Consider the following 25,611-nt stretch of genomic DNA (forward strand, 5'->3'; position numbering starts at 1 on the left):
ACCCATCTTCGGATGGGTTTTTTACGACTTAAATTTAGAATTTTAAATTAAAATCTTCAAAGCAAATTAAATCAAAAGTAGGGATATTCAGCAAAGGAGCAAATAAACTCCATAGACTGAGTTTCTCCCATGCTGATTTTTCAACTTTTAAAATTTAACGATATCGCCTTTCAACGCTACGCCTGCAATTGCAGTGCCTTTAGCACACTTGTAGGTGGTCGTACTGCGCGTTTCGTTCGATTTATAGAAGCTCACCAAATTGGTTACAGCATTTGCACCATTGGCTTTTGCTGTATTTTGGAATTGAATTAAGGCAGAACGTAATACATGGTCACATGAGGTTTCTGCTGATTTGGCAAAACCATTGGTTTTCTTGTTGGTAACCAATCCCTTTTCAATCACTTTACCGCCAGATTTAGTCCCTGCCAAATAAAACTTCACAGAACCATCGAGTGTACCATCTGCAACCGCACGGTCTACCGCTTCTTTAAAATTGAAATCATGCATCGCATCTGCTGCTTGTACAGCAGTTGTTGCACTTACGGTTAGCACGGCAGCTGCACATAATTTTTTCATTAACATTGTTATCACCCTCATTTAAATTAGACTTGTTTAAAAATCAAAGAGGTATTAATACCTCCAAAAGCAAAATTATTGCTCATCACGATGTGCGTTTCTGCTGAACGCATTTCATTGACGATATAATCTAAATCACCACAATCACGATCTAGTGTTTCTAAATTTAACGTCGGCACTAGCTGCTGACGGTGCATCATTTCAATACTCAGCCACGCTTCAATCGCGCCGCAAGCACCTAACGTATGCCCAAAATAACTCTTTAAAGAGCTAATCGGTTTCTTGCCTAATATGCGTGCTGTCGCTTGAGTTTCAGCGATATCACCTTGATCGGTCGATGTGCCATGCGCATTTACATAATCAATCGCAGATGCTTCTAATCCTGCATCTTTTAGTGCGAGCTGCATGCAGCGTCCCATCATTTCAGAATCAGGGCGTGTTACATGCTGACCATCGGTATTGCTGCCATAACCGACAATTTCTGCATATATGGTTGCACCACGCGCTTTGGCATGTTCATATTCTTCTAAAATCAGGCAGCCTGCACCCTCGCCCACCACCAAGCCATCGCGTCCAGCATCAAAAGGACGCGGTGTTTTTTCAGGGCTGTCATTTTGCGTACTGGTTGCCAGCAACACATCAAACACAGCAGAACCTGCTGCACTGAGTTCTTCTGCACCACCCGCAATCATGACGGTTTGCTTCCCGTATTTAATCGCTTCGTATGCCTGACCAATTCCCATTGAGCCAGAAGTACAAGCACTAGATGTCGGTAAAGTCAGCCCTTTCAAACCAAAATACACGGTCATATTAACTGCACTGGTATGTGACATCATACGAATATAAGTCGTTGCATTTAATTGACCCATATTGTTATCTAGCAGCATGGCACCAAACTCGCGAATCGCATCGACACTGCCGGCAGATGAACCAAAAGCCACACCCGCTTCACCGCTTTGCAGAATTTCATGATTGAGTAGGCCTGCATCTTCCAACGCTTTTTCCGCGCAAACCACAGACATTAATGCCACACGGCCCATGCCGCGAGTCACCTTACGGTTAAAGTGCTTGGGTACGGTAAACGTTTCTACAGGACCACCCAGCTTGCTACGCAAATCGGAGTATTTTTCCCAATCTTGCATGTAGCGGATGCCACTTTTACCTGCTGCGAATTGTTCAAAAATTTGATCTGCAGTTTCACCCAATGAAGTGATGCCTGACATGCCTGTAACGACTACACGTTTCATCAGATCAGTCCTCCATTTACCGAAATCACTTGGCGGGTAATATAGCTAGCATCATCACTGCATAAAAACTTAACCGTTTTTGCTACTTCATCCACTTGCCCCATACGTTGCATTGGAATCATTTTTAACGCATGTTCTTTGACTTCATCTGTAACCATTTCGGTTTCAATTAAACCGGGCGCCACGCAGTTTACGGTAATTTTCCGTTTTGCTAATTCCAGCGCCAACGCTTTGGTTGCACCAATTAAGCCTGCTTTGGCAGCACTGTAATTGACTTGCCCGCGGTTACCCATCACGCCAGAAACAGAGGATAAAGTGACAATACGACCGCCTTGTTTTAAGCGGATCATCGGCATCATCAATGGCTTAAGCACATTGTAAAAACCATTCAGTGAGGTTGATACCACCTCATCCCAATCGTCATCAGTCAAGGCTGGGAAAGCGCCGTCACGGGTTAAGCCCGCATTGAGCACTGCACCATAAAACGCGCCATGCTCGGCCATATCCTGTTCTAAAATTGAGGCTATATTTTCACGGTCGTTTACATCAAACATCAACACATGACTGCTTTGTCCCATGGCCTGAATTTCTTGCGCCACCTGCTCCGCTTCCTGCTGGCGGGAACGTGCATGCACGGTGATATCAAAACCTGCTTTTGCCAATTCCAAAGCAATTGCCTTACCTATACCGCGGCTGGATCCTGTTACTAAAATTCTTCTGCTCACGTTCATTTCCCAATCGCGTCATTCATATTTTCTGGTTCAAATACACTCAGCATGGCGCTAAAGCGATGTTCTTGATATTCAATTTCACAATTAAACTGGCCTAGACCTTCGTGCAGATAACTCTGCTCAACTCGAATACGCACGGTACTGCCCAAAGTAAAATATGGACATGGCAACTGCATTTTACGCGTCCCCAATAAAAAGCCGACTTTGGGCGGCAAGCCTTTCGTTTGCCCTTTATGCCCCGCATAGGCACTGATGGTTTGCGCCATTAATTCAATGCTGCTCCATGTCGGCAAACCTTCTGCTTCGCAAAACATCAACTCAGGTCGAATCTGCAATTCTGCAATGGCATAGCTGTCATTGGCTTCAATCAAATGATCAACAAAAACCATTGGTTGTTCATGCGGAATAAACTGTACGGCATCCATCATGGCAAAACGGTTCCTAAAATTAAACTGATATTGCTGCCGCCAAAGGCAAAGGAGTTGCTCATTACATAATGCATCGGCTGCACTGCATGGTTATCCAAAACATAATTCTGCTGGGCCAAAGCAGGGTCTAGTTCAGCCGTATGATGCAAAGGCAGCCATGACTGATCCAGCAACACCTGCTGACAGATAAAGGCTTCAATTGCACCTGCCGCACCTAGGCAATGTCCTGTTTTATGTTTGGTGCTGCTCAGTGCAACTGGATAATCTGTAAAAATGGTCTGCACCGCTTTAATTTCCATAGCATCATTTTGCGGAGTGGATGTACCGTGCAAGTTTAAATAACCAATGTCACTGGCTTTCAGGCCTGCACTATCCAAGGCTTTTTGCATCGCTTCTGCCGCACCTTGCCCTTCTGGATGCGGCGCAGAAATATGCCATGCATCCATAGATTCACCGCTAGACAGCAGCATCACTGGAGCCGAGTCTTTAGACAATAAAAATAATGCCGCTGCTTCACCAATATTGATTCCGTCACGCTGTGCGCCGCAAGGCTGACAAATACTGCTGGACAGGCTTTCTAGGCTATCAAAGCCATTTAAGGTTAACTTGCACAGCGTATCTACACCGCCAACCAATACAGCATCGGCCAGATCTGCATTTAGCAAGCGCTGACCTGCAGCCATGGCTTTGGCTGCCGAAGAGCATGCCGTTGAAATAGTATAGGCAGGGCCTTCCCAGTCCAAGTACTGCTGCAATGATTTGGCTATGCAGCCCATTTCCTGTTTCTGATGCTGCACGGGCTCATTAGACAATTGCTGAAAATGCGCTTTCAACACACTTTCATTATCTGCGATGCCTGAAGTAGACGTACCAACAATCACGGCAAGTCGCTGCTTTGCAAATTGCGCGGTATAGGCGCGAATATCCGCCTCTATTTGCCCCAAAGCGGTTAAAGCAAATCGTAAATTACGCGAATCTGCAGACTGTAAATATTCAGGTATGTTTTGCACTAAGGATGCAGCAGAAGCCCCCACCCAAACCGTGCGCTCTGCGATTAAATCTTGACGCTGCGTTAATGTATTGTCTGCTGCGCACAGTGCATTTTTCAATTCACTGGCATTTTCCCCCAAAGCAGACAAAGCCGAGCTGAACTGTATTCCCACAGCAGAATGGCGCATGATATTGTTATTGGTCACTCTCGCCTCGATCATCTTCCAAAGTATTGCTCACCGCGCTGATTACCATTTGATACGGTACTTGCAGGTTATTCAGTTCAACCGCTCCCTCTAGCGGCTGAATGTTTAACACGGGCTGCTGATTGATATATACCACACCGTCTTTTTGCGTCACAGCCGTTTGCCCTGCATGTAATGCCATAAACTGTGGATAGGTTGCGTACAGAATATCGCGCACCACATAGTCAAATGGCAAGTATTTCATGGCATCAATACGCTGTTCCACCCGAACCTGCTGTCCATCAAAACTCAGTTTAAACAGCTGTTGCCCCGTCAGGCTTAGCGCCAGCATGTCCAATTGCTGACCGCTTTGCTGCTGATACAGTAAAAAACTGAAGCCATGATCTTTCCATTGCACTTCAATTTGATCTTGGCGCTGATAGCTTTGCGCTGTCCATTGCGGCGCAGATAAGCCTTGCGCCTTTGGCAGAATTTTAGGCGCCAAGCTTTGACAGCCGCTGCACAAGACAGCGCCAGCCAAAACTAAAGCAGTGATTTTAGCATTTACGTTAAGTGCCATCTGTCATGGTTTCCCGCATTTTCGCTTCGCGGCAATATTCCGCCAATGTACTCAAACGCTGCTTGGCATTGTGATAAATCGGGTTTGTTTCATCCCACGCATAGCCGGCCAAAAGCGAGGCAACCATGCGGCGGATTTTTTCATCTTGATTCTTTGAAAATACCACATCCTGAAATTCGCCTGTATACCAAGATTCCACATAGGCGCGGAACACTTGAATACCTTTGCGCAGTGGTTTTTCATACTGCGCCATCCAGTCCACAGACTGACCTTGCAATACTTGATCGACCAAAGGAATGGCCAAGCTGGAAGATTTCAGCGCAATGGTTACCCCTGAAGAGAACACAGGATCTAAAAACTCGCCTGCATTTCCGAGCAAGGCATAATTATGTGAAGCCAGCTGTTTAACATTGGCAGAATAACCAACCAATGTACGTACAGGCGTATCATGCTTCGCATTGCGCAGCACCTTAGACAAACTCACATCATCTGCCAAAATGCGTTTTTGCAATGCCTCTAAATCGTAATCTGGGCTGCCGTCATAACCATATTTTTCAAAAAAGTCTTGTTCTGCAACCACACCAAAAGATGAACGTCCATCGGCAAAAGGAATCAGCCAATACCATGCACGATGATCTTTTTCGTGTACCGCAATCAAGATTTTTTCACGGTCAAATTCTGGATCATCCAAAATACCGTCTTCAATATGCGTAAATACGGCGCGGCGCACAGGGAAATCTGACGGGCTTTCTAAATCTAAAAATTTAGGCAAAATTCGGCCAAAGCCGCTGGCATCCAGCAAGAACTTACCTTGAATTTGATAAGACTGACCTTGTTCATCTTTAACCGTTAAAATAGGATGAGCGCTGTCTACATCGACAGCGGTCACTTCATGACCAAAGCGAATATCTGCACCCATTTTGCCTGCTTGCTTCGCCAGCAGATGGTCAAAATTGGCACGGCGCACTTGCCATGTGGTGCCTGGGCCTTCACTGAATTTTTGAGTAAAATCGTAGAAACTGCGCTGTGGCCCTTTTAAGAAAGCTGCGCCGTTTTTAAATTGAAATGCATCTTCTTCGACATGCTCACGCACCGTCTCCAGCAGACCAGCTTCCTCTAGAAACACCATAGACTGCGGCAGTAGAGATTCCCCAATTGAAAAGCGCGGAAAATATTGTTTTTCGATCACCGTCACTTGATAGCCTTTTTGACGCAGCAAGGCTGCTGCCGAACTGCCCGAAGGCCCCGCGCCAATAATTAAGACATCTGTGTGCTGTAGTGTGCTCATTGCACTATTACCTTTTTACTCAGCTCTTTGGCTGATATTGCTGAACCACAACATGTTCTGCATCGGAAGATGTAAACAATGTTGCATAAATAAATGAAAAGATGACCCCCAGCAGCACCGTCAAACCAAAGCTGTGAATGGCATAGGTATGGCTAAAGGACAAAAGTCCAAATCCAAAGAAAGTCGACATCATGCATAGAAACAGCGCCATACCGACCACTTGCGGATGGTCGTGCCCATGACGATAGAAAATCGCATAGTCCACGCCAATACCGATAATCAGGAAGGTGCCCATAATGCTGAACAGATTAATTTCTACACCTAACCAAGCTTGTATGGCAAAGGTCGTCATCAGCGCCATGGTCACAGGCAGTACCAACGGCAAGATGGATTTTTTCCCATATAACAGCCCTAAGCCAATGGCTAAAATTGCCAAAGCACTCAGCAGCAGCCACTGCGCTTGTATACGATGCTGCTGAAAGAGTTCAGACAGCTGATTGACTGGCCGCAGCAGCTGCACATTGTGATTACTTAATTTTTGCAAAGCGGCTACATCATGCACATTTTGCAGCATGACTAAACGCTGGCTAGAGCTCATCTGTAAAAAATGCAACGGATGATCTTGAAGCACAGCATCACTCAGCAGCGGCTGATGCTTTAAGTTGACCTGCCAATTCAAAACCTCAGATTCATTCAGCTGCAGCGCCTGCGCAAAATCACGCAAGGCCTGCTCAGGAATAGCCTGAAGCATAACCACATTCTGCTTTTGCTGCGCCAGAGGTGGCACCCACTGCCCCAGCGCCTGTACCGCATCTAATTTCCCAGCCTGCTGCAACACAGACAGCTGATTCAGTAAATGCTGTTCATTGCGCTCTAATTCTGCTGGTGTTTTGCCTTGCACCACAAAATAATCACTGCCCTGCTGCTGCATAAAGCGTTCACGCACATACTGATCTTCCTGTTTTAAGCGTTGATCCATACTTTGCAAGTTACGGATGTCATCATTGCTTTTTAAGAACAGTAAGCTGCTGCCAGTCACAGCAACAATCAGCGCCATCAGGACATAGCGTAAGCGATTGCGCGCTTGAATGTAGTTGCGCGCATGGCCAATAAAACTCAGCATGCGAATTGCAGGTTCGGCATTTAAAGCTGGCAAACGCGGCAGCAGTAAAATACTGGTAATCCATGCCGCGCTCAGACCAACCATAGAGAACACTGCGATCTGCTTAAAGCCCGGAAATGGCGTAAAGCTCAGCACCACATAAGCCAGCAAAGTGGTCATCAGACCCACAAATAGGCTTGGCAATAATGGCTTTAAGACGGCAAAACCATCAATTTTACGGTGCTGAGACTGCATGGCCATAAAGTAAAATGAAAAATCCACACAGACACCAATCAAACTGGCGCCAAAGACCAACGTCATTAAATGAATTTCGCCAAAAATACTGTAGGTCACAGCAAAGGCAACCAAGCTGCCCGTACCCACAGCGACCATTTCTGTCAGCATGGGGCGGATAGAACGAAAGCCAAACCATACCAATAGCAGAATACCAATGGTTGAACCGACACCAATCGTCGAAATCTCTTCTTTCGCGGAGTTTGTACCAAATTGCGCAAACAGCAGTGTTCCTGTCCAATGCGGTTTAACCTGCAATTGGCGCAGCTGCTGATTCATCTGCTGAATAAAAGCATCGGTCTGTTCTTGATAGGCAATGCTGTAAGGACTGTTCTTAAGCTGCAGTACCACCAATCTGGAAATGCCCTGTTCATCGCGCTTGGTGGCAAAGCCTTGTTCTAGACTAATATCTGAATTGTTCTGTAACGCGCTGAGCCCCATCGCATAACGTGGAAACAGCAAGAGCGGATCACTTTGTAGCATTTGCGCCGTGACCAGCATACCCGGACTCATCAATTGCAATAAGCCTTGCTCTGCTAATGCCGCATAATCTTTGTGCTGAAGCAGTTCACGATCGCTCTGGGTTAACAGCCCTGCCTTGTGCTGATACAGCAGTTTGGCAAATTTGTCATAGTCCAGCTGAGGGCGTACAGGCTGAAATAGCTGGCTTTGATTGGCCTGTGTTTTCAGTAATTTTGTGGCTTGATCCAGCTGCTGATCATTTTGAGCATCCAGCACCACAAAGACTTTGTCATTCAGCTGATTGCTGACATAGTTCTGCGCACGCTCCAGATTCGCATCTTGATGTGTTTCTGGCAGCAAGGCAAAAATATTGGTCTGAATTTTAATGCCATTGTTCAGCCATGCCGTAGCTAAAACGACCGCAATGACACAGAGTATGACCAGCCAAATGGCGGTAAATTTATTTTGCCAATTGGAAAAGCGCATTTTCCGCAGCCGTTAAAGTTTGAGGTTGAGCGCTTTGCTGACTAAAACGAATGACCGTGCTGTTATTGGCCTGTTCCTGAATCACAATGCGGTTCACATAGCGCTGGCCTTGGGCATCAACACGGACAAACAGTTTTTTAAATAAACTGCTCTTTGGCGTCAGCACCACATTCCATTGTGCAGGACTGTAATTGGCTGAAACCACATTAAAGTTTTTCGCCAGTGCAGTTTCATTACCAGACATCAGCTGTAAAAACATGGTCGCAACAGAACCATAAGGCGTTTTATCAACTGCAATTTGGCTTGAAGTGCGCTGCGTTTTTTGCACCAGCTTACGCGGCGTCACGATTAAATCTGCTTTCACCGGGCTTTGAATTTGCCAAAGCACACCCTGATTTTTACTAAACAGCACTTCGCCTTTCGAGACATAGGTTTTATTCAGCGAAGCCAATTTTTTCTGCTGTTCAAAATTGGCGCGTACCACTGGTGTAGCCGCCAACTGTGAAAAGACCTGCTTCAATTCAGTATTCTGTGCATGACCTGCAGATGTCATCACAGCAGAAGCTGTAATCAAACACAGCGGCATTGCCGCTTTTAAAATAGGAGATCGAATATTCATCCTACTACTCCGCTTTAAATTCAGACCATGCATTTAAACAGTCCAATAAAATTTGAGGCGATTGGTAACACATTTCACGTGTTGCAATCTGCACAGCCACTTGCGTGGTATAACCTTTGGTCAGGCGTCTGCCCGAAACTGCATCAAAAATCTGATACTCAATTTTCAGGCGGTTTTCCCATTCTTTTAAAATTGCGCGTACACGGATTTTTTGTTCAAATTCGATGCCCTGCACATAGCGCACATGGCTTTCAATCACTGGCCATGCGTAGCCTGAATCACGCATTTGCGTATAGTTATAATGAAACTGATCCAGCAGCTTGCAGCGGGCAATTTCAAAATATTTTAAATAATGCCCATGCCAAACCACATTCATGGTGTCTACATCATGAAAAGGCACATCAATAATCACATCTGCATGCATCGCTTTATCCTTGGCTTATACAGCAATGCTGTTCAAAAGTTCTAAATCTTCAAAACGGTTGACCAGCGCCTGCAGCTCGTTCTGTAAAGGGCGATCTTCCTCTACATAGTTGAAGCTGTGAAGCACCCACTGTTGAAATGCTGTTAATACTGGACTGAGTTCTGTATCTAAGCCTTTCAATTTAACCGCCTGCACCGCCGCACAGCTCAATGCCGCCATCACTTGTTCAGTCAGCGTAATCACACGGCTTGCATCACGCGCTGCAATAGTTCCCATGCTGACTTTGTCCTGATTATGACATTCAGTTGAACGAGAAAAAATGGATGCCGACAAAGTCTGTTTCAGCGCTTCTGCTGTCCATGCCGACACCCCAATTTGCACAGCTTTAAAGCCATGGTTCAGCGGCAGGCGTTCTGGACTTGAACCCGTCAAGTTGCGCGGCAGGCCGTTATTCATTTTGTAATCGACCAATTGAGCGAGCTGACGGTCCATCAAATCTGCAATATTGGCAATCATGATTTTTAAACTGTCCATAGCCTGTGCAATATGACCGCCATAGAAATGTCCGCCATGCAGTACACGTAAATTCACTGGATCAATCAATGGATTGTCATTGCTAGAATTTAATTCATTTTCAATAAACTGGCGCAGCCACACTTTTGAGTCTTCAAACACGCCAATAATATGCGGCGCACAGCGCAGTGAGTAGCGGTCTTGCAGACGTGAACTTTGGTGTTCTGTCTGCACTTGGCTGTTCAGCCATACACGCAGTTGCGCGGCAATCTGTTGCTGACCAGGATGCGGTTTTTGCGCAAACAATACTTCATCAAAATGGCTCGGATTACCTTCCAGCGCCAAGACATTCAATGCTGTCACCATGGTGCTGGCCAAAGCAATCTGTTCTGCTTTTTTATAGTTCAGGCAAGCAATGGCCGTCATCACTGCCGTGCCGTTCATCAAGGCCAAACCTTCTTTGGGGCGCATGACCAAAGGCTGCATGCCTTTTTCGGCATACACCTCTGCAATGGGCACAATCTTGCCTTGATAATACACATCACGCTCGCCTACCAGCGCACCCGCAATATAAGACAATGGCGTTAAATCACCGCTAGCGCCGACAGAACCTTCAGATGGAATTACGGGAATCACATCTTCATTCAGCATCCATGCCAGACGCTGCAGCAAGGCATGTGATACGCCTGAATAGCCGCGTGCCAGCGAGCATAAACGGACTGCAACCACTGCGCGTGCCGTGATTAAATCCAAATTTTGGCCCATACCGCAACCGTGAAAGCGAGACAAATGTAACGGCAGTTCATTCACTTGATGCGGTGGAATTTCCACAAGGCAAGAATCGCCATAGCCTGTGGTTACGCCATAAATAACGCCTTCATCCTGCAATAACTGATCGAGAAAATCTGCGCCGCGCTGAATCAATGTATTCCACTCATCTGAAGCAGGCAGTGCTACTTGATGTTCTTTACGCGCAACAGCCACAATATCTTCAATGCTGAGAGCGAATTCCCCAATCGTTAACACAAGACTTATCCTTTATTCCAAAAATTATAAAAATTAAACCATTGATACGGCGCACGCATGCAATGCTGTTCCAGCAGCTGCACATATTGCCGCGTGGTCTGCTGCATAGCTTGCATGCGCTCTTTACGCGGCCAGTTCAGCTGATCTGCTACTTTATGAATATGCACTTCAAAATGCGCTTGCACCCGATAGCAAAACACCGCCAATACAGGTGCTTTCAATAAACTTGCCAAAATCCACGCGCCTTGCGGCCACAGCGCCTGCTCACCTAAAAACTCAACAGGCTGAACACGGCCAGACTGCACAGGCACACGGTCGGCAGCCACAATAACCCACTCGCCTTGATCCAGCTTATCTTGCAAAATCAATGCGGTTTCTATACCCAATTCATCCACCGAAACCAAATTCACATCGGCATGCTCATTCAGCTTCTTTAAAAATTCATTAAATTTTGTCGCGTGCTTTTGATAAACCAGCACATTAATTTTTTGCGTATGTTCTGACTTCACCGCACGCAGCAGCTCAATATTGCCAAAATGTGAAACAACAATCACTGCGCCTTTTTGGTAATGCGCACGGAAGTATTCATGCCCATGCAATTGCAGCTCCTGTTCAGCCACATTACCCAGCCAGCCTTCAATTTTGTCCAAAATGCATTCGCCAAACTGCATTAAATGCGTATAGGTTTGCCCCATATGCGGCTCAGATGCAAAAGGTGATTGACTGCCTGCAAAATGATGCAGCCTTTTTAAATACAATAAGGAGGCTTGGCGTACTGTGTTTGAAAACAGCCAATACCACAAGATCACAAAATACAGCACCAATCTGCACAGCCAGCGTCCGCCCAAGCGGTAAAAGCCCAGCATTAGCATCAGTGGCAACATTCCGCCGCGCTCTTTGATGCTGCTCCATTTGGGAGTGCTTTTTTCTGTATTTTTTTGCTCTGACACGCTTAGCCTTTCACTTTGTAATACAGTAATTTGGGTAAGCGTAGCAGCATGCCGCCCAATAAACGGCTATGCGCACGAGCCATCCCTAAATTATCTCGCCAGACATTAAAATGCGAAATACCGTCTTCAGGGTAGATGACCCTAGTAGGCACATTCACAAAATGTACATTTTCCCATTTCAAGCGCACCAAAATTTCTGAGTCAAAACCCATGCGCGGCTGAAATTTAGCGCTATTCAGTACTTTTACTGTCTGCGCCAGCGGATAAACCCGAAAACCGCACATACTGTCTTTTATTTCAAAAGATAGGCTGTTAATCCAGACCCAAATATGTGTTGCATAACGGCCATATAAACGTTTTTTCGGGACAGTCGCATCAAATACAGGCTGACCAATGACCATCGCTTCTGGATGCTGCTTCGAGGCATCTAAAAAGCACTGAATATCATTCCAGTCGTGCTGACCATCCGAGTCTAATTGCAGCGCATGACTATAGCCCTTCTTATACGCATGCTGCAGCCCCGTCATCACCGCACCGCCCTTGCCTTGATTGACTTCATGCTCAACCAAATCCAGTAAAGGGTTGTCTGCAGCCAATGAGCGCAGCACCGCTGTACATTCAGCATTACTGCCATCATTCACCATAATAATAGGCAACTGAAAAACGTTTAGATGCGCAGTTAAGGCCGCCAAATAATGCGGATGGTTATAAACTGGAATTACAAAGCAATGCTGCATTCTTCTACCCTCAGCTCTTGGCTTATTCTTCTGCCGCTGAAACAGCAAATAGCAGCCGCCCAGAAGCCAATGTTTTATTATCCTGTTGTTTCAGTTCAAAACTGACTTTGTGCGCCTTTCGCACTAAGGATAAATCCACACATTGATAAGGACGTATCAAGTCCTGAAATTTTAACTGCTCAAAACCATTGCACCATTGCAAATCTGCCCAATGCTGCTTTGCAAAATGCTGAATGAATCCAATTTGACCAACGCCTGGGTAAATTGGAAAATTCGGGAAATGTCCCTTAAAGCATTCTAACTCAGGACTGAATTCCAGCGCTAAATTAAGCTGCTCGTCCTGTATCTGCTGTGTCAAAACCACAGGCAGCTGCATTGGCTGAAACAAAGACTTTAAATACTGCTTATTGAGTTTAGATTGCGCATTTTGCGGCATCAGAGACAAGAAGCGCCATTGCCGCGGAATGGCAATACTTTCCAGCTTTTCGCTTAATTGTTTTTTCAGCTGCGCTACGAATGCCGCTTTGCCCATCTCTTGCATATGCTGACGCGCTTCATCCGTCAACACAGCCACCGCGGCTAAAATTTGACGGTGCTCTTTTTCATAGACCAAAACGTGACATTGCTGTACAGCATTTAAATCTGCAATTTTCAGTTCAATGGCATCAAGGCTTAAACGCTTTTCTTCCAGTTTCACAATTCGGTCTAAACGGCCCAGCAATCGAAATGGACTTTTAGGGTTCGCCGTTTCTGTCAGTTCGACTTTATCACCCGTCAAAATCCAGTCTGTGCTAAATGCATGATTGGTTTTGACTGCCAATTCTTGCTGTTCCTGAGCCTGAATATCAACATTGGCAAAAGGAGTCCATAAGGCATCATCCTGCTGACGGTGCGCAATTCCGCCTGTTTCAGAACTGCCAAACACTTCTGTGATGGGACTGTTCAAATATGGGCGGACACCCGCATCCAGCTTGCCGCCAGAAGAATACACCGTAATACAGTCTTGCAGCAGCACATCCTTGGTCCAGCGTTTAAGCAAGGCTGGGCTGGAAATCACATAGTTTGGCAGCTGTAAATGCGCGATTTTCTTTTGAATATCGGCCACATCTTCAGGAAAGGCCAATTGCTTTTGATAAAAACTGCGCCCGCTCGCTAAAGGCCACAGCAGTTTAAACAATAAGCCATATATATGCTGGTGGCTGACTGTTGCAATTGCGACGGCCTGTTCAGGCAAAGCAAAGCTGGCATCTAGGCCGCAAACTTCATTAAACAGTTGCTGTAAGGTACGAGGAATTTTTTTCGGTTGGCCTGTAGAGCCTGAGGTATAAAAATACACCTGCGCCTGATTTAAAAAGGCGTCATCAAATACAAAAATTTCTTGATGTTTTTTATCTGAACTTTCACTGCGTTTTAGAAAATAGATCTGCTCGGCAGCCAATTCTTTTTCTAAATCACTGACACGGTTTGGCGGCAGCAATACCTGTTTTTTTGCCTGCAATGCAGCAAATAGCAGCACCAAAAACTCATAGCTGTCTTGCTCCCACAGCGCCCAAACAGCTTCAGATGACATGCGGATCTGAGTTGCCTGCAGTGCAACATCCTGCCAAAAATCCCGAAATAAAATTTCACGCAGATCGGACTGAATACATAAAGTTCGGGATGAATGCAGATGGTGCTGAAAATGACAAGACATAAATATTGTTTCTAAACCGTGATTATTTTCTAAATTAAAAAAATGAAAATGACGCTATTTTTGCGCCTGATGCAATCGCTGCTGACGTTTACGCAGCAGGTACTCTCCGAGCAATAAAATACCCATCAACACATAGGAAATAAAACCGTTATACAGCACCCAAATCTTCATAGGCGCAAAATACACAGTCCATAGTGCAATCAGCGCATTGACCGCAAAAAAACCGCACCACACTTTGGTGACTTGACGTGTCCAATGCACGCCTTCTGGCGGTAAGTCTGGCTCTGCCAACCGCGCAAAGCGCTCAATCATGGATGGCGGTTTGATTAAGGTCATACTGAAAATAATCAAAGCGCCCACATTCATGCAGACTGGATACAGTTTTAGCCAAGCATGATCTTTGAGTATCAGGCTCAGCCCACCGCAGAGTATAGCAAAGCCCGTCAAAGGCCACAGCAAAGCATTGCCCTTGCTGAACATGCGCATCATGCCCAGTGCAATCAGCAGCACACTCACCCACGCATAGTGGCCTTTTGCCAAACCATAGCCGACAAAAAAAGGATAGAGAATCAATCCGATTACTGCTATCCCTTTAAAAACTGCATTCATTCAGCTGACATATTCTGAATGACGACAACAACGTCCTGTACGGTACGGACGTTTTTAAAATCTTCCGGATTTACTTGCTTACCGGTTAATTCTTTAATCTTTACGACCAAATCAATCGCATCGATACTGTCTACATCCAAATCTGTTGCCAGATTGGACTCAAGCTGTACATCTTCAGGCGCGATTTCGAACAATTCATCCATCCATTCGCGCAATTTTTCTAAAACGGTTTCTTGTGCAAGCATAGCAACCTCTTATGCTGTTTTCTGAGCTTCAACCAAAGCCACCAAGCTTTGAATTGATTTAAAGTGTTCTTTGGTTTCTGCAGACTCTGCATTTAAATGAATGCCGTAACGCTTTTTCAATGCCAAGCCCAGCTCCAATGCATCAATTGAATCCAAACCCAGACCGTCGCCAAATAACGGCGCTTCTGTTTCAATGTCTGCAATGGTGATGTCCTCTAGGGCAAGCACATCAATAATCATTTGCTTCAATTCATCAGCAAGATTGTTCATTTAAGGATAACTCTTGGTTAAAAAACCGCTGTAATTGTTGATTTAATTGACGTACATTTTTTGGATTGACACTAACATCATCCAATACGTCTTCCACTTGGATCGCATCCAAAACTTTCACATGAATATGAAAAGGCTGTTCTGGGATGTGATACCACTTTTCATTTTTAGTCAGGGTTGAAGGTGTACATGTAATCAGTACTGGCCGAATTGGTACACCTGCGCGCAAGGCAATATTGGCAGCGCCGCGCTGAAAGTCATTCAGTAGCGTGTCTTTTTCAGTCCGTGTCCCTTCTGGGAAAATCAGTAACGATGCCGCTTTATCCTGCTGCAGTTTGTTCACGCAATCCTGAATAAATTGTTCTGAACCTGCATTTAGAATATAACCCGCACTCTGCACAGGGCCTTTGGTAAATGGGTTAGACCACAGCGCCTGTTTGACCACGCAATTTGCCTGTTCCATTAAACCAATTAAAACCACAACGTCAATCAGTGTCGGATGGTTGGCAATCACCAGCTCCTGCTGGCTATGCTGCAACTTTTCCAGCCCTTCCACCTCATAGGTCATAATGCCCAGCTTAACCATCATTTCGGTAAAGCCTTTAAAGCTGTGCTTAATGACTTTTTGCGTACGCTGTATACGCAGCGCCTCATCTTGTGTACTGAGCTTCACCAAAGGTGCAACCAGACCGCCTATGGCAGCGCCGCCTGCGCCAAAACTGGCAAAACTGAAGCCCGTTGCGCCTACACGCCAAACATAATTGGCTTTTTGCTTAATACTTTTTAAATTTAGCATTTGGTCCACGCAGCGCTTTCAGTTTGGCGCTCATCTTGCCAGAAATGATAAAATTGTAATGCTTGCTGAAAAGAAAAAGCATCTTGTGTCATGTGCTCAAGCTTTAAGCATAAGTTTTCAGGCTTTAATGTCACCATTGCCGCCATCGCGAAAGCAACAAAAGGCTGATGCTCAGCATAAATATCTGGTAGCGGTTCATCATAATACACCACCAATACGCGACCACTGAACTGTGCAGTTTTTAGCCATGCATATGCTTCTGTTAATCCATCATTCCATGAACCCGCCAAACTGGTAGCTGGCGTTGAGTCTTGACATAAAATTGAATACAGCCCAGACACGGCATTATGCACCGAAGTCGAAAACTGAGTTGGTGAGGGTGTTTGGTCGTTTAACACATCTTCTAATATTTTCAGTGTTTTATGTTCATCACCATACTGCGATACCCAAACGATATAATCAGCTTGCTGTTCTGACAGCGCCTGTATTGCAGTATTCAGCGCCAACTTTGCAATTGGCGACAGCCGGCGCCGCTGCATCGCGGGAATTTTTTCTAAGGCAGGAAATACCTCATCTGCCCGGCTCATCACGAGCCGAGACACATTCATAAGCACCATGCGCTGTATTTCCTTACCCTTTAAAACGTATATTTCAGAATGTTGCGGATTATAGCATTGACATTATTTTTTTTGCATAAAATATAATAAACACCCCTATTATCATACACTTGTACATAAATTTCAGTTTTATGACAGCAATTTGCAGACATAAAAAAAACCCGCACTCAGCGGGTTTTTTTCACTATATCCAACTGGAAGTCATTAACTTCCTTGCACCAAACGGCGTGCGCTGATAATGCCCGGTTGTTGCTCAAGTCGTGCTAAAAGTTTAGACAATTGCGCAAGACCTTTAACCTCAATCAAAAGTTTCATATTGGCAATACCATCACTTTCAGAAATCGTATTAACCTGACGAATATTGATTTGGTCAGAGAAAATCACTTGGGTTAAGTCTTTCAACAAACCACGACGATCATACGCTTCCACCACAATCTGGACACTTTGACCACGGGTAGGTTGCATTTCCCAATCTGCTTCTACTGCACGTTCAGGTTCTTGACCAATCATACGTACATAGTCTGGGCATGCCACTTTATGAATACTTACACCACGGTTCAGGGTGATATATCCAGCAATCGACTCCCCATGTACGGGCTGGCAGCACTGCGCAACGTGTAATTCCACATTGTCCAGACCATCAATCAAAATACCATGTGCAGATAAGGTATGACTCGCACGCGGATTCAATGTCGGTTTAAGCACCAGCTCAGGTTCATCCTGATCTAGATGCATATGGCGATTGACCTGATTGATTAAGGCATGCAGGCTAATATCACCATTCACCAAACCAATTAAGATATCCTCACCCAGTTTCACATTGAAATGATTGCAATAATCATTCAAATCGATACTTTTTGGATGAATCGCCAAACGTGACAATTCTTTATTTAGAATTTCACGTCCCACTTCCAAATTCTTACTGCGATCTTGCTGACGGAACCAATGACGTAACTTGTCACGGGCACGGGCAGTTTTGATATAACCCAGTGAGTTCACCAACCAATCTCGGTTTGGTTCACGATCTTTCTTGGTTAAAATCTCAACTTGTTCGCCAGTTTTTAAGGTATAGGTCAATGGTACATAGCGTTGGTTTACACGCGATGCATAACACTTATTCCCGACCTCGGTATGCACATGGTAAGCAAAATCTAATACCGTTGAACCACGTGGTAACTCTTTGATATCACCATCACGGCTAAACACATAAATTTTTTCGAAATCTTCAAACTCTTGGATTTGTTCAAAGTTTTCAGAATCTTCATCATCCTTATGTGCACTAGCATCATTACGTTCTTGATAATGCTCAAGAACCGCACGTAAGGAATGCAGACGATGGTTAAATGAATAATCCGTCGTCTTTGAGCCTTCTTTATAGTTAAAGTGCGAACATACGCCTAGCTCAGCTTCTTCATGCATATTCTTGGTACGAATCTGCACTTCAAGCGATTTATTCTCTGCAATCACAGCCGTATGTAATGAGCGATAACCATTGGCTTTGGGATTGGTAATATAGTCATCAAATTGATGCGGAATATGACGCCAAATTTGATGCACAATCCCCAAGGTGTGATAACACTCAGGCACATTGTTGACCAAAACACGTACGGCACGGATGTCGTAAAGCTGATCAAAGCTCAGGTTCTTGCTTTTCATTTTTCGATAAATCGAATAAATGTGTTTTACACGACCATTAATCTCAGCTTCAATGCCGTGTTCCAATAATTCTTTACGTAGTTTATCCGTGACAAACTGAATGTACTGTTCACGCTCTAAACGTTTTTCATTGAGTAAAGAAGCAATTTCTTTATAACGTTCAGGTGCTAAATAACGGAAAGCTAAATCTTCCAGCTCCCATTTTAACTGAGCAATACCCAGGCGGTGTGCCAATGGTGAGTAAATCGTTAAAATTTCACGCGCGACCCGTTCTTGTCGCTCTTTTGAAGACTGTGCCAGCTCACGTAACGCATAGGTACGTTCAGACAATTTAATCAGTACAACCCGAACATCTTCCGTCACCGAAATCAGCATTTTATAAATGCCAGTCAAATGCTCTCGTTGGTTATTATTAAAGTGATCTTCAAGTCGTTTATTTTGTTCAATCAGATCAGACAACTTACCCATGGCAAGTGTGCCCTTGACCAACGCATGGACTTGATCACCAAACAGGTTTTTGACTTCATCTAAATTGGTCACGCCTTCACGGACACTTCGATACAGCATCGCTGCGGATAAGGTGTCTTCATCGGCATAGAGATGTGCCAGAATGTCCGCCATCTCAATACCCGTATAAAAGGTATTAGAGCGATGATTGACTGTCGTTTCTAGTTCTTTCTGTAATGTCAGATGTGCAACTTCTTGGAGTTGCTTTAAAGGAGCCCCGTCAAACATGCCGCTCACACGCTCAAGCCATTCGGCTAAATCATGCTGCGCTTGTTCGGCATGCTCTACAGTCGTTTCCTGAGACAACTCATTGAGACGTCCAGGTAATTGTTCACGTACTGTGACCATACCCTACTCCTACTTTTCTACGCTTCATATCTTTAATCGTTTATCTGATTTTGTTTTTCGAACAAAGCAATTGATTCGACATGCCCTGTATGAGTAAACATGTCCATGACACCCGCTTTTATCAAGCGGTAGCCTTGTTGTACCAGCATTCCTGCATCACGTGCCAGTGTTGCTGGGTTACATGACACATAAACGATTCTTTTTGCATCAAATTTGGGCACATAACGCATTACCTCTTCCGCACCAGAGCGCGGAGGGTCTATCAATAATGCATCAAATCCAAGGTTTGCCCAAGAATGATGCGAAAAATCTTTTGTTAAATCTTGTGAATAGAAGCTAAGTTGACCAAGTTCATTGTTTTGTGCATTTTCTGCACCACGTTGAACCATTTCCTCACTTCCTTCCACTGCCACCACTTGACCTGTAGCGCCCACGCATTTTGCCAATGGCAAAGAAAAATTTCCTAAACCACAAAACAAATCTAAAACACGTTCACCCTGTTGTAACTGAAGCAATTCACATGCCAGTTTCACCATTTGCGGATTAATCGTTGAATTCACCTGTGTGAAGTCTTGAGGATTAAAGCCAAATTCCACATTAAAGTCACTTAGACCATAGTGCAGACGCATCGCTGCATTTGGCTCATCCACACGATGCAGGCTGTCTGGACCTTCTGGTTGCAGGTACAGTTGCCATCCCTTTAGTAACGTAAATTTTATTAATTGGTTGACATCTTCTGCGCAAAGTTCAGCCGTATGACGAATGACGAGAGCAATCTCTTGATCACCCATGGCCAATTCCATATGACCGATATCGGCTTTGCCTTCTAAACGCTGTAATAATTGCTTCAAGCTGGTGATTGAACCAAATTTATGGTCAAGCACCATGCAGCGGTCAATCGAGGTGAGTTTATTAGATTGGCTTTCGCGAAAACCGACGACCAATTTATCTTTTGCAGGAATATAGCGCACGCCGATTCGGGCTTTACGGCGATAGTCTTCGCGCTGTGAGCGCAGCGGTTCAAGCCATTCATCAGGCTGAATCCTAGCAAAATGTTCTAAATGTGATTTCAACACATCTTGTTTTAATCGAATTTGTTCATCTGGATGAATATGCTGCATGCTACAGCCACCACATACACCATAATGCGGACAAGCAGGTTCAACCCGCATATTCGATGGTTCACCGAGTAGCTCTAAGCTGTCGGCTTCTTCCAAACGTTTCACCACATTGGTAATGCGTGCACGTACTGTTTCACCCGGCAAAGCATAACGAATAAACACTTTTTTACCGTGCTTTTCGACAGGATGCGCCGGGTCTGTACCGAAGTGAGCAATACCACGCCCCTCATGTGAAAGCGACTCAACCTGAAATGTATAAATGGGCTGTTGGGCTTTTTGGGGCTTGGCTCTGTGTTTCATGCTTACCTAATGTGTGGAAGATGGGAAATCGGATTGCGTAAATTCGGTACGTTGTGAGGTCTCTTGCCATACCGATAAAAAGTCAGCGTGTTGCGGCTGAGTTTGTAAATATTGAATCGTACTTTGAATCATGAGCTGATGATCATTCAACAGTAACTGTCCTTTGAGCAACAGCCAACGTAAATAAATCAACCATGTATTCAGCACATCACCCTCACAGTAACTGGTGAGTTCTGTCCATTGTTGTTCACGGACATAGACGGGCACATGATAACCACCATCGCCGCGTTTACCGGGAAAACCGAGTAAATGCGCGGCATCATCCAGTTTTTGAAAATGACGACCATGAAACATGGCCATCACATCCATCAAATCCACATGGCGATGATGGTAACGATTCTGGTAGTTATTATAGCGCTTTTGCGTATCAATCTCGCCCTGATCGAACAAACTTGGTGCAGATAGTCCGTGATACATACAGCGAAATAAGATCACAGGCAAATCAAACTGTGATCCATTCCAACTGACCAAGGTCGGATGACGCTTTTCAAAAATCGAGACGAATTTTTTTAAAATTTCAGCTTCGGTATTGTCTTCACGGCTAAATGAAAACAGCTTCATGCCCTTTTCATCAATCCAAAGCCCTGAAATACAGACTATTTCATGCAAAGCTAAACGTTGAAAATCAGTGCCTGATTCTTGTCGACGCAATTTGGTAAGCGCCGCATCTAAATCTGCTTCAGGCAAATCCAGTCCATACAGATGCGCCCCCGACTTTAAGTCTGTCAGTGTTTCGATATCAAAAATTAAAACAGGTAAACGCATCTATACTCACCAGTGTTGGCTTACAACAAAGTATTATTCAGGATCAACAACCGAGAAAAGACCTGTCGATAAATAACGGTCACCACGGTCACACACGATGCAGACAATCACCGCATCTGGATTTTCTTCAGCCAATTTCACAGATGCCCAAACTGCACCACCAGAAGATGTGCCGGCGCTGATACCTTCAGTACGCGCCAAACGACGTGCTGTTTTTTCCGCTTCAATTTGTGGAATATCCATAATGCGATCAACGCGAGATGGATCAAAAATGGTTGGCAAATATTCTTTGGGCCAACGACGAATACCCGCAATATTTGAGCCTTCAGAAGGTTGTAAACCGACAATTTGAATGTCAGGATTTTGTTCTTTTAAGTATTTTGAAATACCCATGATGGTACCCGTCGTCCCCATTGAACTGACAAAGTGGGTAATTTTGCCACCAGTCTGTTTCCAAATTTCAGGACCCGTTGTCAAATAATGTGCTTCTGAATTATCTGGATTACCAAATTGGTTAAGTACTAGGCCAACACCATCTTTTTGCATTTGCGCAGCCATATCGCGCGCTTCTTCCATGCTTGCAGATTCAATGAGTTCAGCACCATAGGCACGCATCGCATCTTTACGTTCTTGACTTGAGCTGGCTGGCATAATGAGCTTCATTTTATAGCCACGCATCGCTGCAACCATCGCTAACGCGATCCCTGTATTTCCGCTCGTCGCTTCAATTAACGTATCACCCGGCTTAATTTGACCACGCTTTTCAGCTTGCATAATCATGTTGTATGCAGGACGGTCTTTAACCGAACCCGCTGGGTTATTGCCTTCTAACTTGGCTAATACTGTCGCTTGAGTGTGACTTGCTAGACGCTGTAAACGCACTAACGGCGTATTGCCGACGTAATGGTCTAATAAAAAATCGTCTGCTTGAAAATCAGGGGTTGTGTTACTCATTATGTGCACCTATATCGAGGTGCGCCTATTGTATGAAAAAATGCCTTTGCCTGCACCCATTTGACAGGCTTTTTCGTGAAAGTGATTAAAGCGCAATCAGTTTTAAATAAACCATGCTAATATTCGGGGCATAAGGAATAAACTGCTTAAACCATGTCAAATATCAACAAAAAGCTTTTTAAACGCCTACACTTAAATCATGCCTATGGTCAGTTGATTGCACTTATTTTTGTGCCAATCACTATTTTGGCCTGTGTGGGTGCAGCGTTGGTAATGACTGAAACCTCAAATGCGTCGAAAGCACAGCAACGTCAAATGGCGGTTGCAATCTTGACGCGTTATCAACCAACGGCCGAAGCTGCGGTAGATTTGCTCAATCATTATCCTTGGCAATTTGACCAAGCACGTAATGCCATGCAAAACATGCTGAACGAAAAGCATTTAATCCGTGCAGCCATTTTAGATCCAACAGGAAAAGATCGACTCAGTATCGGTTATCAGGATCAAGATATTTGGCCCAACATTGATGGCAAAAATTCCTTTGTCGGTCCTATTGCCCATAATAATAATCACGTTTATGCCATTAAAATAACAGATGCAAATCAATCACCTGCTTGGTTGACCATTGAACTCGACAATCAACCCCTACAAATCGCCCGTTACCGTGTATTAATCGTATTGATTGCCACTGGGCTATTGACCTTATTGTTATTGTTACTGTGTCTGAATTTTTACTCGCGTCGTTGGATTGCGCCAATGTACGAAATTCGCATGCAGTTACAACGATTAAATGCAGATACGCTTGATCAACACATGATCATTAACAGTACGGGTGAGCTGCGCTTGTTACAGCGAGATATCGCCAATGTGGTGAAGCGTCTGCATTTTAGTTTTTTAGAATTACGCGAACATACCGAACAAACTGAAGATGATTTGCGCAGAACTTTAGACACCCTTGAAGTGCAGAACATCACTTATCGTCAAGCGCGTGACCAAGCGATTCATGCCAATCAGTCCAAATCTGTTTTCTTGGCCAATATCTCGCATGAATTACGTACACCACTCAACAGTATTGATGGATTTATTCATCTTTTACTGCGTCAGGGCAATCTAAGCAATGAGCAGAATTTATATCTGCAAACGATTCGTAAATCTTCTGCGCATCTACTGGCATTAATCAATGACGTTTTAGACTTCTCTAAAATTGATGCTGGAAAATTGGAACTTGAAACTGCGCCCTTTGATTTAGAAGAAGCGGTGTTTGATGTCATGGATATGCTGTCTCCATTGGCAGCTCAGAAGCACATCGACATGACCTTCTACTATGCGGATAATGTCCCGAAATTTGTGGTTGGTGATGCACTGCGCTTTAAGCAAATTTTGACCAACTTAATTTCCAATGCCATTAAATTTACACCTGATGGTGAAATTATTGTGCGCGTGCGCATGGAACATGACGATATTGGGCAATGCCTACTGCATTTCAGTGTACAAGACAGTGGTATTGGCTTAAGTGGTACAGACCGTAAAAAACTGTTTGAGTCTTTCTCGCAAGGTGATGCTTCTGTGACCCGCCAATTTGGTGGTACTGGACTGGGGCTTGCGATTTCAAAGCAATTGGTCAGTCTGATGCATGGTCAAATTGGCTTTGAAGATAACCAAGAACGTGCACCTACAGAAAAAGGCTCAACTTTCTGGTTTACTGCACGCTTTGTTGTCGATGATGAAATTGAAATTGTGCATCCTCAATTTAGTAATCTGCAAGTCGTGTCTTATCTTGCACATCCAGCCACAGCCAATGTATTGCGCCATTATCTTGAAGACTATGATGTCGACCATATCGAAACGCAGTCGATCTTGGATTTGTTCAGCCGACTGAAGCAGTTAAACACAGATGAAAATACGTGGCTGATTGTCGACCATAGCGGTGATTCAGAAGCCTTATTGAAAGAAATTCGTACTCGTTATAGCGGCAATTTGGCAGTATATGGCTATCAAATGATGCTTGATCCGAACATGTTGAACGAGTTCCGAGCACGCCCACTGCATCAACCACTGAGCCGTACCGCTTTGATTCAACTACTCAGCAATGAGCCATGGTTTGCGCAAGAACAACATGAAGAATTTAATGGTCAAGGTCTCCATGTTTTAGCTGTGGATGACCATTTACCAAATTTAATTGTACTTGAAGCATTATTGTCTGAACTCAATGTTAAAACCACCAAAGCGCTAAGTGGTCAAGAAGCCATTGAAATCATTCAAAGCCAGCATGAACAAAACCTTGCAGCCTTTGATCTTGTGTTCATGGACATTCAAATGCCCGTCATGTCGGGTATTGATACCACTCGTGCAATTCGTTCATTGGAATCAACCTTTGAAGACCATAAGCGTCTGCCGATTATTGCCTTGACCGCGCATGCACTGTCGGATGAAAAACAAAAACTGCTACAAAGTGGTATGGATGACTATGTCACCAAGCCAATTCAAATGGAACAGATTATCCAAATTCTGACCCAGTGGACCACTGAAAACTTCAAAAAAGCCCAAGTACTTGAACGCAGCACTGTGATTGAAGCACTTGAACCGAGCATTTTAGATTGGCAGCAAAGTTTACAATTGGCTGCCAATAAAGAAGATCTGGCTGTCGATTTATTAAAAATGTTGGTCGATAGCTTCGAACAAGAATTGAATGAAATGGCACAATTGATTGAGGACGAAGATTTTCCACAATTAGAACATGTGCTGCATCGTTTGTATGGTGCAACTCGCTATGTTGGTGCACCAACACTACAAGAAGTTTCGGGTAATTTTGAGCAATTTGTCTCAACTTTACGTAAAGAGCGCCGCAAAGCCGATGAAGGCTTTGTACAAGAAACCTTAAAACGTTTTGATGAATTAAAAGATGTGATGGTTCAGGTTGAACATGCGGCACAGCAAATTTTATTCAAACAAAATAACTAAGATTGAGATGACAAAAGTCAGCGTCGTCCACCTTCTGAAGTGACTGCGCTGTCATCTATCCAGCAAGCCTA

At 44.4% G+C, this 25,611-nt stretch carries 24 protein-coding genes; 1 reads left to right on the top strand and 23 read right to left on the bottom strand.

What is annotated here, in order from left to right; genetic code table 11:
• Positions 1-147: 147 nt before the first annotated feature.
• From B9T33_RS07950 to cysM, 23 genes are all read right to left on the bottom strand, one after another.
• On the bottom strand, positions 148-582 hold the full coding sequence (locus B9T33_RS07950; RefSeq protein WP_086178399.1) for an excinuclease: 435 nt from the start codon (positions 580-582) through the stop codon (positions 148-150).
• Positions 583-602: 20 nt separating this feature from the next.
• Positions 603-1,823 carry a beta-ketoacyl-ACP synthase gene (locus B9T33_RS07955; RefSeq protein ID WP_086178400.1) on the bottom strand — a complete coding sequence of 407 codons (1,221 nt, stop codon included), beginning with the start codon at positions 1,821-1,823 and terminating at the stop codon, positions 603-605.
• Positions 1,823-2,548: a 3-ketoacyl-ACP reductase FabG2 gene (locus B9T33_RS07960; RefSeq protein WP_086178483.1), complete on the bottom strand. Its 726-nt coding sequence runs from the start codon at positions 2,546-2,548 to the stop codon at positions 1,823-1,825. Before B9T33_RS07960 ends, B9T33_RS07955 begins: the two co-directional genes overlap by 1 nt.
• A 2-nt stretch (positions 2,549-2,550) precedes the next feature.
• On the bottom strand, positions 2,551-2,982 hold the full coding sequence (locus B9T33_RS07965) for a 3-hydroxylacyl-ACP dehydratase (protein WP_086178401.1): 432 nt from the start codon (positions 2,980-2,982) through the stop codon (positions 2,551-2,553).
• A complete protein-coding gene (locus B9T33_RS07970; RefSeq protein ID WP_086178402.1) occupies positions 2,979-4,160 on the bottom strand; it encodes a beta-ketoacyl-[acyl-carrier-protein] synthase family protein in 1,182 nt (393 codons plus the stop codon). The genes B9T33_RS07965 and B9T33_RS07970 overlap by 4 nt, the downstream gene beginning before the upstream one ends.
• 7 nt (positions 4,161-4,167) lie before the next feature.
• Positions 4,168-4,737, bottom strand: coding sequence for a DUF3261 domain-containing protein (locus B9T33_RS07975; protein WP_086178403.1), 570 nt, complete (start codon positions 4,735-4,737; stop codon positions 4,168-4,170).
• The gene (locus B9T33_RS07980; protein ID WP_086178404.1) at positions 4,727-6,025 is read right to left on the bottom strand and encodes an NAD(P)/FAD-dependent oxidoreductase; all 1,299 of its coding nucleotides are present in this window, start codon (positions 6,023-6,025) and stop codon (positions 4,727-4,729) included. The genes B9T33_RS07975 and B9T33_RS07980 overlap by 11 nt, the downstream gene beginning before the upstream one ends.
• A 19-nt stretch (positions 6,026-6,044) precedes the next feature.
• The gene (locus tag B9T33_RS07985; protein WP_086178405.1) at positions 6,045-8,369 is read right to left on the bottom strand and encodes an MMPL family transporter; all 2,325 of its coding nucleotides are present in this window, start codon (positions 8,367-8,369) and stop codon (positions 6,045-6,047) included.
• Positions 8,344-8,922 carry an outer membrane lipoprotein carrier protein LolA gene (locus tag B9T33_RS07990; protein WP_228157209.1) on the bottom strand — a complete coding sequence of 193 codons (579 nt, stop codon included), beginning with the start codon at positions 8,920-8,922 and terminating at the stop codon, positions 8,344-8,346. Before B9T33_RS07990 ends, B9T33_RS07985 begins: the two co-directional genes overlap by 26 nt.
• Before the next feature lie 70 nt (positions 8,923-8,992).
• Positions 8,993-9,412 carry an acyl-CoA thioesterase gene (locus tag B9T33_RS07995; protein WP_086178407.1) on the bottom strand — a complete coding sequence of 140 codons (420 nt, stop codon included), beginning with the start codon at positions 9,410-9,412 and terminating at the stop codon, positions 8,993-8,995.
• A 15-nt stretch (positions 9,413-9,427) separates the two neighbouring features.
• Entirely contained in the window at positions 9,428-10,951 is a 1,524-nt protein-coding gene (locus B9T33_RS08000; protein WP_086178408.1) for an HAL/PAL/TAL family ammonia-lyase, read from the bottom strand.
• A gap of 5 nt (positions 10,952-10,956) precedes the next feature.
• Positions 10,957-11,835: an acyltransferase gene (locus B9T33_RS08005; protein WP_086178484.1), complete on the bottom strand. Its 879-nt coding sequence runs from the start codon at positions 11,833-11,835 to the stop codon at positions 10,957-10,959.
• A gap of 68 nt (positions 11,836-11,903) precedes the next feature.
• Complete coding sequence (locus B9T33_RS08010) at positions 11,904-12,638, bottom strand: glycosyltransferase family 2 protein (protein WP_086178409.1); 735 nt, start codon at positions 12,636-12,638, stop codon at positions 11,904-11,906.
• Between the two features lie 22 nt (positions 12,639-12,660).
• Positions 12,661-14,331, bottom strand: a complete 1,671-nt coding sequence (locus B9T33_RS08015; RefSeq protein ID WP_086178410.1) for an AMP-binding protein — start codon at positions 14,329-14,331, stop codon at positions 12,661-12,663.
• A 54-nt stretch (positions 14,332-14,385) separates the two neighbouring features.
• Entirely contained in the window at positions 14,386-14,940 is a 555-nt protein-coding gene (locus B9T33_RS08020) for a septation protein IspZ (RefSeq protein ID WP_086178411.1), read from the bottom strand.
• Positions 14,937-15,185 carry an acyl carrier protein gene (locus tag B9T33_RS08025; RefSeq protein WP_086178412.1) on the bottom strand — a complete coding sequence of 83 codons (249 nt, stop codon included), beginning with the start codon at positions 15,183-15,185 and terminating at the stop codon, positions 14,937-14,939. The genes B9T33_RS08020 and B9T33_RS08025 overlap by 4 nt, the downstream gene beginning before the upstream one ends.
• Positions 15,186-15,194: 9 nt before the next feature.
• On the bottom strand, positions 15,195-15,455 hold the full coding sequence (locus B9T33_RS08030) for a phosphopantetheine-binding protein (RefSeq protein WP_086178413.1): 261 nt from the start codon (positions 15,453-15,455) through the stop codon (positions 15,195-15,197).
• On the bottom strand, positions 15,439-16,260 hold the full coding sequence (locus B9T33_RS08035) for a lysophospholipid acyltransferase family protein (protein WP_171263606.1): 822 nt from the start codon (positions 16,258-16,260) through the stop codon (positions 15,439-15,441). Before B9T33_RS08035 ends, B9T33_RS08030 begins: the two co-directional genes overlap by 17 nt.
• Positions 16,245-16,868: a beta-ketoacyl synthase chain length factor gene (locus B9T33_RS08040; RefSeq protein ID WP_086178415.1), complete on the bottom strand. Its 624-nt coding sequence runs from the start codon at positions 16,866-16,868 to the stop codon at positions 16,245-16,247. Before B9T33_RS08040 ends, B9T33_RS08035 begins: the two co-directional genes overlap by 16 nt.
• 204 nt (positions 16,869-17,072) lie before the next feature.
• Complete coding sequence (locus tag B9T33_RS08045) at positions 17,073-19,379, bottom strand: RelA/SpoT family protein (protein WP_086178416.1); 2,307 nt, start codon at positions 19,377-19,379, stop codon at positions 17,073-17,075.
• A gap of 32 nt (positions 19,380-19,411) precedes the next feature.
• Complete coding sequence (rlmD, locus tag B9T33_RS08050; RefSeq protein ID WP_086178417.1) at positions 19,412-20,800, bottom strand: 23S rRNA (uracil(1939)-C(5))-methyltransferase RlmD; 1,389 nt, start codon at positions 20,798-20,800, stop codon at positions 19,412-19,414.
• A gap of 6 nt (positions 20,801-20,806) precedes the next feature.
• Positions 20,807-21,625 carry a 3'-5' exonuclease gene (locus B9T33_RS08055; protein WP_086178418.1) on the bottom strand — a complete coding sequence of 273 codons (819 nt, stop codon included), beginning with the start codon at positions 21,623-21,625 and terminating at the stop codon, positions 20,807-20,809.
• Between the two features lie 33 nt (positions 21,626-21,658).
• Complete coding sequence (gene cysM / locus B9T33_RS08060; protein WP_086178419.1) at positions 21,659-22,579, bottom strand: cysteine synthase CysM; 921 nt, start codon at positions 22,577-22,579, stop codon at positions 21,659-21,661.
• A gap of 153 nt (positions 22,580-22,732) precedes the next feature.
• Here cysM and B9T33_RS08065 point away from each other — a divergent pair, with 153 nt between their 5' ends.
• On the top strand, positions 22,733-25,540 hold the full coding sequence (locus B9T33_RS08065; RefSeq protein ID WP_086178420.1) for an ATP-binding protein: 2,808 nt from the start codon (positions 22,733-22,735) through the stop codon (positions 25,538-25,540).
• Positions 25,541-25,611 lie beyond the last annotated feature (71 nt).

The sequence above is a fragment of the Acinetobacter sp. ANC 5054 genome (assembly GCF_002135295.1).
GTDB lineage: Bacteria > Pseudomonadota > Gammaproteobacteria > Pseudomonadales > Moraxellaceae > Acinetobacter.